The organism is Rhizobium sp. WSM409 (genome assembly GCF_057653825.1).
This window is the reverse complement of sequence record NZ_JBYGKP010000005.1, coordinates 1-12,464: the sequence shown is the minus strand read 5'-3', so window position 1 is coordinate 12,464 and position 12,464 is coordinate 1. Positions and strand designations below refer to the sequence as shown.

At 57.5% G+C, this 12,464-nt stretch carries 8 protein-coding genes and 2 pseudogenes; 5 read left to right on the top strand and 5 right to left on the bottom strand.

Features of this window, described 5'->3' with window-relative positions; all coding sequences use genetic code 11:
* Positions 1-21 precede the first annotated feature (21 nt).
* From AC25BC_RS32870 to AC25BC_RS32860, 3 genes are all read left to right on the top strand, one after another.
* Entirely contained in the window at positions 22-1,056 is a 1,035-nt protein-coding gene (locus AC25BC_RS32870; protein WP_128402196.1) for a 2,5-dihydroxypyridine 5,6-dioxygenase NicX family protein, read from the top strand.
* A 128-nt stretch (positions 1,057-1,184) separates the two neighbouring features.
* Positions 1,185-1,667, top strand: a complete 483-nt coding sequence (locus tag AC25BC_RS32865; RefSeq protein WP_128439988.1) for a MarR family winged helix-turn-helix transcriptional regulator — start codon at positions 1,185-1,187, stop codon at positions 1,665-1,667.
* Between the two features lie 317 nt (positions 1,668-1,984).
* A complete protein-coding gene (locus AC25BC_RS32860; protein WP_164902269.1) occupies positions 1,985-2,149 on the top strand; it encodes a hypothetical protein in 165 nt (54 codons plus the stop codon).
* A gap of 555 nt (positions 2,150-2,704) precedes the next feature.
* On the opposite strand, the pseudogene AC25BC_RS32855 reads toward AC25BC_RS32860, so the two are convergent.
* A pseudogene (locus tag AC25BC_RS32855) lies at positions 2,705-3,957 on the bottom strand (MFS transporter).
* Positions 3,958-4,925: 968 nt separating this feature from the next.
* On the opposite strand from AC25BC_RS32855, the gene AC25BC_RS32850 reads away from it, so the two are divergent.
* Positions 4,926-6,065 carry a calcium:cation antiporter gene (locus AC25BC_RS32850; RefSeq protein WP_128439990.1) on the top strand — a complete coding sequence of 380 codons (1,140 nt, stop codon included), beginning with the start codon at positions 4,926-4,928 and terminating at the stop codon, positions 6,063-6,065.
* Here the strand turns inward: AC25BC_RS32850 and AC25BC_RS32845 are convergent.
* A complete protein-coding gene (locus AC25BC_RS32845; protein ID WP_487778600.1) occupies positions 5,953-6,285 on the bottom strand; it encodes a hypothetical protein in 333 nt (110 codons plus the stop codon). The genes AC25BC_RS32850 and AC25BC_RS32845 overlap by 113 nt on opposite strands.
* A gap of 1,079 nt (positions 6,286-7,364) precedes the next feature.
* Here AC25BC_RS32845 and AC25BC_RS32840 point away from each other — a divergent pair.
* Complete coding sequence (locus AC25BC_RS32840; protein WP_128439991.1) at positions 7,365-7,661, top strand: hypothetical protein; 297 nt, start codon at positions 7,365-7,367, stop codon at positions 7,659-7,661.
* A 1,091-nt stretch (positions 7,662-8,752) separates the two neighbouring features.
* Here AC25BC_RS32840 and repC read toward each other — a convergent pair.
* The 3 genes and pseudogenes from repC to repA all read right to left on the bottom strand — a co-directional run.
* Positions 8,753-10,057 carry a plasmid replication protein RepC gene (repC, locus tag AC25BC_RS32835; RefSeq protein ID WP_487778594.1) on the bottom strand — a complete coding sequence of 435 codons (1,305 nt, stop codon included), beginning with the start codon at positions 10,055-10,057 and terminating at the stop codon, positions 8,753-8,755.
* 155 nt (positions 10,058-10,212) lie between these two features.
* Entirely contained in the window at positions 10,213-11,193 is a 981-nt protein-coding gene (repB, locus tag AC25BC_RS32830) for a plasmid partitioning protein RepB (protein WP_128440176.1), read from the bottom strand.
* An 83-nt stretch (positions 11,194-11,276) separates the two neighbouring features.
* Positions 11,277-12,464 (bottom strand): annotated as a pseudogene (repA, locus tag AC25BC_RS32825) (plasmid partitioning protein RepA); the annotation flags it as partial.

Sequence of the window (12,464 nt, the reverse complement as noted above, 5' to 3'; positions counted from 1 at the left end):
ACGTAAGATAGGGGAACGAGCATGGATCAATTCAGCTTCACCGAAATCTGCCTGCATCAGTTGAAGATGTCGGGCGTCCACGAGGGCGAAAAACTCATCGTCCTGACCCAGGGCAACGAGCGCCTCGATTATGCCGACGCCTTCATGGCGGCGGGCATGCGTCTTGGGGCCAAGATGTATCACATGCGTTTACCGCCGGTGCCACCGGCGGGTGCATGGGCCGTCGGCCAGACAGGCCTAGCGGCCATGCCTGACGCGGTCGAGGCCCTGAAGGCCGCCGACATGCTGATCGATTGCATCTTCCTGCTCTTCAGCCCGGAACAGATGGCGATCCAGGCGGCCGGAACGCGCATCCTGACCGCCGTCGAACCGCCGGAAATTCTTGCCCGCATGTTGCCGACAAAGGAACTGCGCGAGCGCGTCGAATTTGCAGGAGACCTGCTGTCCAAGGCGAAGGTGATGCGGATCACCTCGGACCATGGCACGGATGTCACCTACAAGCTCAACACCTATCCGGCCGTCACGGAATATGCGTGCACGGACGAACCGGGCCGCTGGGATCATTGGCCATCCGGCTTTGTCTTCACCGGTGGTGACGATGACGGCGTCGACGGTACGATCGTCGTTGCTCCGGGCGATATTCTGCTGCCGCAGAACATCTACGTGCGCGATCCGATCTACTACACCATTGAAAACGGTTGGATCACCGACATTCGCGGTGGCCTCGACGCCGAGCTAGTCAAATCCTACATGGACGGTTTCAACGATCCGCGTGGCATGGGCATGAGCCATGTCGGCTGGGGTCTTAATCAAAACGCCAAGTGGCATCGCATGGTGCCCGGCGAATTTCCGGGCGGCATGGGCATGGAGGCCCGCTCGTTCTACGGCAATGTCATGTTCTCGACCGGCCCGAACAATGAATTGGGCGGCCCGAACGACACGGCCTGCCATCTCGATATCCCGATGCGCAATTGCTCGCTCTTTCTCGACGATGAGCCGATGGTCCTGAAAGGCGATATCGCCGTCAAGGAAATGAAGCACACCGTCAAATCGTAATCGAAACCAACCTGCTTGGCGTGAAAACACGCCAAGCAGCCCGAGCCTCGTATGCCTTGACCGGTGAAACATGCTGTGGTGTTTCCTGCATGGACGCACTAGACGCCGCAACCGATGGACCCGCTAACATGACTGTCAAAGACATCGAACGCCCACGTGAAGCCGCGGTGTCTGAAACCGCCTATGATGTTACCGAGCAGGTGGGTCACTTGCTGCGAAAAGCCTATCAGCGGCATCTCTCGATCTTCCAGGCCAACGCCAGTGACCCAGACCTGACATCCGTCCAGTTCGTCACGCTCTGCGCGCTACACGATCTCGGACCGAGCTCTCAGGTCGAATTGGTGAAGGCCACGTCGGTCGATCAGGCGACCATCCGCGGGATTGTCGAGCGTCTGAAAGCACGTGGATTGATCGACCTGTCCAAAGACAAAGCCGACGCCCGCAAGGTCGTCATTTCTCTCCTGCCGAAGGGTGAGGCGCTGCTTCAGGACATGTATCCTCGCGCATATCTCATCAGCGAGAAAACTGTCTCTCCCCTCAATTCGGCGGAGAGAATTGCGCTGCTGTATCTTCTTCGCAAAATCGCGGACGATGAGGTTGGAGAGCGGTGACGAGATTAGCGCCCTGCCATGATGGCGTGTCGTGGAATATCGACCTCATGACCGGCATCGTCGTGGTTGACCTTCTTCACAACTTTGATCCGGGGTACGGCAGCGGCCTTCAGTCACTGGGCGTATGCCCAACAAGGACCGTCTGTTACGCACGCGCCGCATCCCGACCGATTTCGCCGTGATCAGAGGATAAACAGCGCGGAATGAAGTCTTGCAAATGTAGTTAAGTATTTTCTAACATGAATTGCATGTCGCTCAGCTCCGCCGGGGAACAAGCGGAGGTGGGCGGCGTTCACCCGGCACACAAGGAGATTGCGATGGCTCGATATCTCGGCTCTGCCCATGGACGCCCGCTACCGCCTACGCCCGACATTGCAACGCGCATCCGCACCAACCCGCGCGTCAAGGCGATCCTCTGGTCTATTGTCATCTGCATGACCGTGCTGGTGGTCATAGCCCTGTTTTCATCCCATGTGCTCTAACCAATCACGTCACAGTGGCGTCACGAGTGGCGACCGCTATCGGGTCGAGCCCGATGGCGGCTCGTGGACAGTCATGGACACCTTGACAGGACTTCCGGCCGCCACGAACGGCAAGGATCTGGTGCAACTTCGAAAGCCGGACGCAGATGAAATCGCCGAGGAGCTGAACGGTTGCGAGCGTCGCGGGACTGCCAGTCCCTTGCTCTAAGAGACCGTCATCGGAGTGCCGCGAGCTATTGTCGCCGGTCGGGGCCATTTCGTGGTACCGTCAACCAACCCACTTTCATCCCGTCATAGATGCCAAGCGCCCACCGACTGATGAAGACCGCCGTAAGTGCCAGTGCCCAATTCGATCTCGCGCCGCTCTTCGGAGCGGGATGATGCTGGCCTTGGTAGTAGGTGTCTCTTAGTGATCTGACCATCCCTTTGATTACGGGGCGGGTCCGGTGTTCACAAATCAGGGGGTGGAGTTTTAAAGTGTGGAATCGAGAAACTTTGGTTAGCGCGTTGGGCAGTAAATCGAGAGCTTGTCTCGGCGCGAGAAAGCGCCCCTGTTCACGTCGCCAACGCCTGCTGCCTCCGCCGCAGCCTGGGCCACAGGATCAACCAGCTCACCAAAGCAAGGTTGACGCAGTTCCAAAGGAAGCCATGCAGGAAGCGAGGCGGTAAGAGCCGGTGGCGTCGAAAATATAACCAGCGGCCAAGCCCCCACAAGCCATGCCAAGAACAGTCGCCATCAACACCAGGCTGATGCGGATACCCGCCTCACGTGGCGGCAGATATTTCCGAATGATCACGGCATACATCGGAACTATGCCACCCTGAAATAGCCCGAACAGGCCGGAGATCACATAGAGCGACGACTTGCTGTTGAAATACAGATATAGCAGCAGCGCTGCCGCCTGCATCGAGGAACCGAGGATCAACATCGGCCCGGCACCGATCCGATCGGCGACCGCCCCGGACGCCAATCGGCTGACGACACCCAGTCCAAGCATCAAGGCGATGATCTGCGTGCCCACCGCCACACCGTAGCCGAGATCCCCGCAATATGCGACGATATGGACCTGCGGCATTGACATTGCCATGCAGCACGCAAAGCCCGCGACGACAAGGACGACCTGCAACGCGTTCGGGCTTAGGCCCAGTTCGTTGCGTGCTGCTTCGGTTACCGCCTCGGCCTGGACATAGGTTACGGTCTGTAGACGCCGCTTCAACAGCAGACCGATGGGCACCATCACCAGTGGGATGAAAATGCCGATTCCGACATGGGTTGCGCGCCAGCCCTGGGTCGTCTGGAAATGCTCGATAGCCATCGGCCAAACCGCCCCGGAAAGATAGCTGCCCGAGGCCGCAAAGGCGACTGCGAGCGCCCGGTGCCTGCTAAACCAAAGAGAGAGGTCGGATATCAGCGGCGCGAAGCCGGCAGCTGATCCAAGGCCGATTACCAGCGAGAAGGCTGCGAACTGCCAAATATTGGTGGTAAGAGCCGCCAGGATGTAGCCAACGCAAAGCAGGAACGCGCCGATCAGTACTGGCACGACGATGCCGACCCGATCGGCCAGACGCCCCATTACAACCCCGCCAAAGGCAAAGCCAAGCATGGTGCAGGTATAGGGAAGCGAGGCACCGCCACGCACCGTGTCGAACTCGACTTGCAGGGTTGGAAGAAGCACCACGACGGACCAATTGCCGACGCAGGCAACGGTGCCGAGGATCAAGGTGAGTACCAGCCGCCACCAGGCATACCCAGAGTCGACGTCGCCAGAATCGGGCCCACCTGCCGCAGTCATCCGCTTTTCAAACATGGCCACGGCGAGAACTCCTCAGGGTCCGATTATGAACTGAACGCTCTCGACCAATGCCAAGTGCATTCGTCTCGTATGACGAGCTTCGGTGCGTTGAATACCTGATTGACGAGCCCATCCTCAAGCCCCCGCCATCAATCGCGCCGCAATCGTCGCAATCTCCGGCGGCGAGGCATCGAGCCGCTTGAGCTCCGCGTCGAGCAGTATCGGGGCTATACGGTTTAGCATTAAAAAAGAGGCGCTGCAGGCTCGCCAGTTCCGTCTGGCTGAGGCCGAGATCGAAGGTCAAATCTCGCCTCAAGGATACGATGTAAAGGCCTTGTTCCACGCGTCCGCCAACCGAGAGCCCGCCCTGGCGAGTTGCTCGTCCGCAATCACCTCGGATCGAGGGGCGCATTGATCGATGATGTCCCCTCGGCACTGCCATCGACGAATTATTGCGGGTGAGTCGGACTTCGGTCCGATGGTAGACAGCAATCTCTCTGCTAATTTCCGTTCCGCTGAGACTGCAAAACTCAGCACGAAAAGGGTGTCTGCCCCTGATCCGGAGCACCCTTTTCGAACTCGTTTTCCGCAGTCCCCATTAGCCCTCGGCGCCGATGGTTCGCGGGCGGCCAACCTCCCAGTTGATCATAGGGTATAGGTAATCTACGAGAGAGTTCCAACGACGGCTGTCGAAACCAGGACGTGTCTCGCGAGTCCTATTCGAGGTCGTGACCCGGCTTGCTGCGGCTATACATTCCGACAAGATCCGCTCCAAACAGGCATGCGAACACTATATACCGACGCCCATCGAACCCAAACTCAGTCTCCATGGTCACCAGTCTGGTCAAGGTTCGGACGGATCGCTTCATGCACGATAACACGATTTCAGGATCCAGGCTTGCTTATGACATGATTTCGAGCGCCATTGATTTTCCAACACGCCGGCTTTCTGCCACGCGTTCAATCGCCAGTCAGGAACACACATGAAAGTACTGAAAGCCGACGTCGCAAGCGAGACACAGCACCCGGCAATCCCGACGTGGACGTGGCTCTCCCCGCTCTTGGCATCCCTGCTTCTCGCCGTGAAGTTTCTCCACTTCGTTCCCTCCGACGGTCCGGTGGTCCTTGTTCTTGCCGGTATCATGCTTGCCGCCACCGTCTTTAGCGCAGTTCACCACGCGGAAGTCCTCGCGCTTAAGCTCGGCGAGCCATTTGGTTCGATCCTGTTGGCAATCGCTGTCACGGTCATCGAAGTCGCATTGATCGTCTCGATTATGGTGTCCGGGGCTGAAGGCAGCGGCTCCGTCGCGCGGGATACCGTGTTCGCCGCCGTGATGATCGTGCTTAATGGCGTCGTCGGGCTTTGTCTGATCATGGGAGGAAGCCGGCACTTCGAGCAGTCGTTCCAGCTTAAGGGTGCGTCCTCCGCCCTGGCGGTGCTCGGCACCCTCGCCGCCTTGGCGTTGATCCTACCAAATCACACGCTGACAGTTCTCGGCCCGTCTTATTCTCCACTCCAGGCGATGTTCATCGGCATCGTTTCTCTGATGCTTTGGGGCGTCTTCGTCTTCGTGCAAACGGTCAAGCATCGCGCCTACTTCTTGGATGGCCCCGCTGAAGATGTGATCGGTGAGGACATGACGGAGGTCTACCACCCGAAGCCTTCAGACCGGGAAGCCCTGGCATGCCTGGGTCTGTTGCTGGTTTCGCTAGTCGCCGTCGTTCTTCTGGCGAAGACCTTGTCGCCCTCCCTCGATGCGGCCATCGATCTTGCCGGACTGCCGCACACCTTTGTCGGCGTGGTCATCGCCGCGATCGTGCTTTTGCCGGAAGGGATTGCCGCAGCGAAATCCGCCCTCAAGAACCAGCTTCAGAATAGCATCAACCTAGCTCTCGGATCGGCCATCGCGAGTATAGGGTTGACCATACCCTCTGTCGCGGTAGTCTCGCTTGTTCTTGACCAGCAACTGGCCCTAGGCATCTCGGCCGCGAACACGACGCTGCTGATGCTTACCTTGTTCGTGAGCACCCTGACCCTGGGGACCGGCCGCACGACGGTGCTACAAGGGGCGATCCATCTAGTGATATTTGCCGTGTTCCTGCTGGTTTCGGCGATCCCCTAGGGCTGCTTCGCGAGCTTTGCTGCGCGATCAGGGTCCGGACGGCGGCGTGCAACTTCTCTCCGAACGGGGTCACGCGATCATGATCGTGAAGCACCAGGCCACGGATAAAGCGCTCCCCACCAGCTTCCTGTAGTTGCCTCAACCCTTTGAAGCCGTCCGATTTGACCGTGACTGATGCTTTCTCTTCAATTCCGACGATCCGCCCGCGACGGTCCTCGATTACCCCGTCCAGCTCGTCCTGATCCTGATCCTTGGTCCGGTAGTGCTAGAAGGTTAGGCCGCCGCTCCGACCAGGACGCGAGTTTCAGAAGCTCGGAAACCACGAAGCTCTCCAAAAGTGCTCCAAACGCAGCGATCGCGAACGGTGAGATGATCGTCGTCGCAAATGTCTGGCAGTTCATGCGCGACAACTGGCTATCAAACCGGGTCTTCACGTCCTATGACGACATCGTCGGTCACCGCTGCAAGGCCTGAAAGAAGCTCATCGACCAACCCTGGAAGATCATCTCAATCGGAATGCGCGACTGGGTGCATCGGTTCTGATCAATGCAGATTGGTATGAGACCTGCCCAGAGCGACAAAGTGGTGATCGTGCGGCCTGGCTAGCTCCTCTAAGATCGACCAAACGTGCTATTCAATTGGCTCTCCTCATACCGTTCCTGCTTATCGGTTATGCGGGACCAAGCGGGTGAGTATTTGACGCGTCTCCAGCAAACCCCTACACCGCGAATGGTCCTTTTAAAGGACACGCGCGGCTCGAGGAAACCAAGGCTAAACCTAAAACAATATGCGCGATTCACTCATACCCCGCAAAAAGACATTTAGAGACGGAGTCTTCCTCGCGCTGATCATATGGCTGCTGGTTATCCCGCTGACTTTCATGACACAAGTTTTTGCCCCTTCCGTTTTTGTTCTTTTGGAGGGGATTGGGAATTTTCAATACAAGCCTTGGATTTTTCTCGCCCCAACAGCGTGCGCGCTCATTGTGGCGTTGGTTTTCATGCCGGGATATTATAGCCGGAGCGTTATTGCGGGCTCTATTCTTTGTAGTGCTGCGGTGACAATCGCAGCCGCAATTGCTTTCCTTTTGATAATGATATCGATTCCACGATTGCATTATTGAGCCCTGCGTCAGAAGGCTACTTGTCGGAATCATTCGGCTGGACCGTCACCACGCGTATAACTCGGAATATTTCGACCGTTAGCAGCCACTAAGGCAAACACACATTGGCTGCTCCTACGATATGAATGTAAAATTGCCCGGTGAATAATAGCGCCTTCATTGGCGAAAGACACACAATGCGCATTCTTCTCATTCTTGGCTCCCTCATCGTTGGAACGATTGCCGGCATTTGCGTATTCGGGATGATCTGGCGAACCACTGCCCCGGAAGGTGCAGTAGCGATGGTCATTGGAGGGGGTACGCCGGTTGTCCTCGGAGCTTTGGCATTTCTCGGCACAAAGGCGGCTGACGGTCGGCGACCAAGCTTTCTCGCTATACGGACATGGTTTGCTCTTGTGGGGATAGCGGCGGCGGCGGCCGGGCTCTTCGTGATCTTGATCGTTGCTCTTTTTCTGGCGGTTCAGCGTGGATAGCCCGCTTGGGGCCAGAATAAGAGCGGACGATTGTAAATCGTCCGGACCGTTTGCCAGGGACAAACGCGCGAATGAACTGCTTGGCTACGGCCTCACGGCAAACGCCAAATTCCCCTGGATGAACCAGCCGCCCCTCCACATCTAAAAACATCGCCCGAGAAGCTTCGATGAACACCTGGGGATGAGTAAATCATGTCCCCCAAAAGGGTCTGAACAGCGGATGTTTGGTATTTCGTCATCGGAAGCGCCTCGTTTCTCAAGAAACTACCAGCTGATAATGTTTGAAATTTCATCTTCATCCGGCTCCCGCCGTCTATCCACATATCCAGTTGCGTATCCTCCTGCATTTCGCAGGAGAAATCAGCGGCTATGCAGAACGAGCGATGCCCGCGAGCCCTGTATTTTGACAAGCAGAACGCTTCGACCGTTGAAGTGGCCCCTTGTAGTAGAAATAGTCTCGGCCTCCGTTACCCCCGCATTCCGCGTCCCCTCCTTTCATGGGACAGGAGGAAATCGGGCGTGTGCCGCCTTGGCAAACAGCACCCGCGCGTCCCGTACGGCGCGGCGCCGATGCTGCGCCCACAATTCCGTCAAAGCTGTCCCCGCCAACTGTAACAATGATGACCGCCACCCTTATGCCTACCGCGCCACATGATCTGAGACAACGTAGATGAGGCGTAACGCATTGAAACGATGGTTAACAGCACGTTAACCAGAACCTATATCTCAGATTACTTCCGCCACCTCGTTGCCTTTTCTTAGTGTCGTCGAGATCCGACGACGATCATTGACGATCGGGGGGGTGATTATTTGCCGAAAAACCTGCCCTGGCGGCTCGAAGGAGCGATTGAATTCCAAGGCTTTCGGACCCTTGATGGACTTTCGCTGAGAGCCTGGGAATGGCCACCCGCCTGATGAGGCAAATGACCCCTGAACGATAATAACGAGCTCACAGAGAAAACAACCGCTTTCATCCCTAAAGCCTATTCGATCGCGAGACTGGCCGCGACAGTGGAGGAAATCGCTCCGCCACAGTGGACCTCACCCGGGCAGGCATTTTCAGCCAAAACGGGCACCCGCCTCCCCTCCCCTCAGCTGGCATAGCGCCGAACTCCACCATTGGCCCGCACGAGCGCCATCAGCATCGGTCCGATTGCAAACTCGCCCTTTTCGGTCCTTCGGGTCAGATCTCTGAGATAACCGCCGGGCGAGTTGATGTGCCCTCCCCTCTCCAGGATGCAGGCGATCACGGTGGCGGCGTTTTCCGGGCCCATGCCCGAGCAGGCTTCCTCATAGGCCGAGGGACTGACGCCGAGCATCGAACGCACGACGACGGCCGCCGACATCAAGTCTCGCCAATTGCCGATGTTTCCGCCGGGCCCATAGTCGAGAATACTGGGGCAGGCCTGGAGGACGAGGCCGAGCGGGAAGGACTTCAGGCCTTGTCCGGCGCCCGGGTCGGCTGCGCCCCCCGCCCTGTTGCTCATCCGGCCGGAAGGCTTTTGCTGCTTCAATCTTCGTTCGTCTGACGGCCCGGCGTTCGGGTCGTTATCGGCCGCTGCCTTTTCGCCCTGCTTCGTTTCGAAGCTTGGTTCAAGTTCATAAGTGGAGTCGGGATTTGAATTCTGTTTGTGATGCTCAATTTGAGACTCATTGGCGTCTATTTTTTGTGTTTTTATCCGTCTTTCCAGCATGTTGACGATCTCTGCACGCAGCATCGCCATCTCGTCGAGCAGCGGCGCCAGGTCTTCGGCGGTCGCCACCCGTGGAATTCGGGCAAGAAGCGTTCGAAACATCGCCGAAATGCCTTCCCAATCACCGGAAACCCCTTCTTCGAGCGCCGCCGTGACCAGCTTGGAAATGTCCCGCCGGCACAACGTCAGGCGTTCCCTGGTCACCCGTAACAGCTCCCGGTCGGCAACCGCCTGAGCCGCCAGGCTTTCAATTTCGACAGCACGCGCCAGAAGCGGTGCGACGCTGAAGCCGAAGGCATCGCCGATCGCCCCTGCCCTGTCGCGGCGCGCATAGCGCTTTCCATTCGGGCTGTCCTTGCGCAGGATCAGGCCGGCCTCGACCAGGACAGCAAGATGCCGCCTGAGGGTCGCTGGCGTCATGCCGCGGGCGCGCAACGAAAGCTGCGCATTCGAGGGGAAGACGATCAGTCCCTTTTCCTCGGAGATTTCGTCGTCAGGGTAGAAGGTCAGAAGCGCGTCGAGCACCGTCAGTGCCCGATCGGTGACGCCAAGCGCCGGCCGTGCTTCGCAGATCGCCCTGAATAGCTTCCATTTGCTGCGTTTCATTCCCGGCTCGATGGTCTCGGCCAGGTGCTGGTTTGCCAGCATGCCAAGCGACATCGGCCGCCGCCCAAAGGGCGTCGTCACATATCCACTCTCCATTTGCCTTCACCTCAGTTTAGGCAAAAGAATTCTGCTCACCAAAAAGCGGCGCCAAGACTCTTGACTGTGATTCGTGGAAATGCGATTCTCGATCTGCTAGGAATACGAGGAAGGCTTCCACGACCGCGTCGTTGGGGGCCTTTTTCTTTTGCGGTCTACTCTCCTTGTTGAACGTTTCGGCCTCGATAAGCCTTGTAGAGATCCGTCAGGCTTTCGGAGAGGAAATCTCCAAACCCGACCGCATCCTTGGCCTTCAAGGCAAGTGTAAAAGTTCGTCCATCGCTCCGCAGGTCGGCGGCAACGGACTTATCGTCGGCAATCCATTTGCTCGCACGAACCTGTTTCGATGGAGCTGACCTGCCTGATGCCTTGATATGCGTCAGCAGGACGTTAAACCGATCGTCGCCTGTCTTCGCGTTGAATTCCTCGGTTGCGAGGAAGGCACGTGCCCTCTCCAAATTCGAGGGCCGCTCCAACAGGGTCTTCAGCTCATACCAGCGATCACGTCCAATGCCCTTGGCTGCTCCGACCGCATCCAGCAATTCGCGAGGCATGCTCGCCACCGCCAGCATCTTCGATAGGGTCGCCCTGTCCACCGAGAGTGCCGAGAGAACAATTGCGTTGTCACCATCGAAGTGAAGCCGCGCGATTTCGCTCGCGAACATTGCCTTCTCAAAAAATGACAGATTGGCGCGCGCCGAATTCTCTTGCCCCTGCGCGACGAGATGATCGCTATCTTTCAGGTCTTTGACGACTGCACGGACGTTTCTTCCGAGCGCCCTTGCCGCTCGAAGACGTCGATGTCCAAACACCACCATATAGCGCTCGGAATCCTTGGGGTGAGGCCGCACCAGGATCGGGCTGTCCTGCCCCCGCTCCCGAACTGCCGAAAGCAATTCGTTGAACTCCTGTTCGTCTTCCTCAATGCGATCGCGCACGAACGATGCATCGACCAGATCCGGGTTCAGTTCGATGACAGTCTCGCCCTCCAGCAGCTTGTCTGCACGGGCCGCCATCTCATCGATGGAATTCAGGATCGACTTAGAAGCGCCCCGGATGGTGTAATCAAGCACTGCCCGGTTGCTGCCGGTCGGCGTGTCGCTCATCACATTGGCGAAGGGGTTTTTTCGAGCCATATCGCTATCCTCGAAGCCACGTTATCGGCTTGTTTCGACTGCAGAATCTTGCTGTTTTGACGGCGGTCAACATCGTTAGAGCCTCCCCAAGCCCTATGGATCAATCCTTGGATCTCGAAATTGACGGCATCCATGCATTCGATCGCGCGGTCATAGGTTTCTCGCGTGAAATTTGAGCGATCGAGCTCGTAGAGGGTACGTTTCGTCAAGCCGGCATCGGAGATTGCCGTTGTCTTCACCATCGGGCTCTTGAGGATTTCCTCGGCAAACATCGATTGCATGAAGCCCAGCATCTGCACCTGCGGTACATCCGTTGGCTCAAATCTGGTGATCAGGTAACGGAGCCAGTCCATGCGCACGTTGGCACCAGCCTTTTTAATTGTCTTGGTGATATTGCCGAGCATGAGCAGGAACTGCGACATCGACATCAGGTCCAACATTTGTGGATGGACTGTAATCAAGACGGAGGTCGCCGCAGTGAGCGCGGTTAAGGTGAGATATCCCAGTTGCGGAGGGCAATCGACCACCACGACGTCGTAGCGGCTGTCAACCTCCTCGAGCGACTTGCCGAGACGCGTGAAGAAGCGCTTCCCATCCGTGCCAGCCTGCATCGCAAGGGGCGTGTCGTATTCATATTCCTGCAATTCCAGATTCGCCGGGACAATATCGAGACCAGGGAAATTAGTCGGTAGAATGACGTCGGCAATCGACTTGCGCTCGTCGTCATAGCGTATCGCATCGTAGAGCGAGGGATTCCGGTCAAGCTCCGGCTGGAAACCGTGCAGAGCCGAGAGCGACGCCTGTGGGTCAAGATCGATGGCAAGCACGCGGTGTCCGGTCAACGCCAAGTGCTGCGCAAGGTGAGCCGTTGTGGTCGTCTTGCCAGAGCCTCCCTTGAAGTTGACGACCGCAATGACCTGCAATTTATCGCCCGGCTTGCGGTGAGGAACATATTTCTTAGCTTCCGACTTCCCAGTCCTGTCCAGAAAAAATCGCAGCTCCAACATCTGTTCGGCAGTGTAGTATCTGCGATTTCCCGACATTGTGACTGGCTTCGGGCCTTTGCCGTCGAGATAGAGGCGCTTCAAATTGCTCGGGGTGACGCCAAGATAGTGCGCGACCTCCGCGAGCGAGAACCGGCGCAGGTCTTTCTTCGCGTTCGGGGGAAAGTTCTCCAGACGCAGTTGATCGAGCTTGCGCGAGATTTCCGCACCTTGCATCAGGATCTTGTCGTCAAACTCAAACGACGGTAGCGGGCTAAACGCGTTCAT

What these genes read in the sequence shown, in the direction of transcription:
- repC (WP_487778594.1), bottom strand. Translation starts at nt 10,057, where the DNA reads ATGGAGAGTGGATATGTGACGACGCCCTTTGGGCGGCGGCCGATGTCG.
- AC25BC_RS32850 (WP_128439990.1), top strand. Translation starts at nt 4,926, where the DNA reads ATGAAAGTACTGAAAGCCGACGTCGCAAGCGAGACACAGCACCCGGCA.
- AC25BC_RS32860 (WP_164902269.1), top strand. Translation starts at nt 1,985, where the DNA reads ATGGCTCGATATCTCGGCTCTGCCCATGGACGCCCGCTACCGCCTACG.
- AC25BC_RS32865 (WP_128439988.1), top strand. Translation starts at nt 1,185, where the DNA reads ATGACTGTCAAAGACATCGAACGCCCACGTGAAGCCGCGGTGTCTGAA.
- AC25BC_RS32840 (WP_128439991.1), top strand. Translation starts at nt 7,365, where the DNA reads ATGCGCATTCTTCTCATTCTTGGCTCCCTCATCGTTGGAACGATTGCC.
- AC25BC_RS32870 (WP_128402196.1), top strand. Translation starts at nt 22, where the DNA reads ATGGATCAATTCAGCTTCACCGAAATCTGCCTGCATCAGTTGAAGATG.
- repB (WP_128440176.1), bottom strand. Translation starts at nt 11,193, where the DNA reads ATGGCTCGAAAAAACCCCTTCGCCAATGTGATGAGCGACACGCCGACC.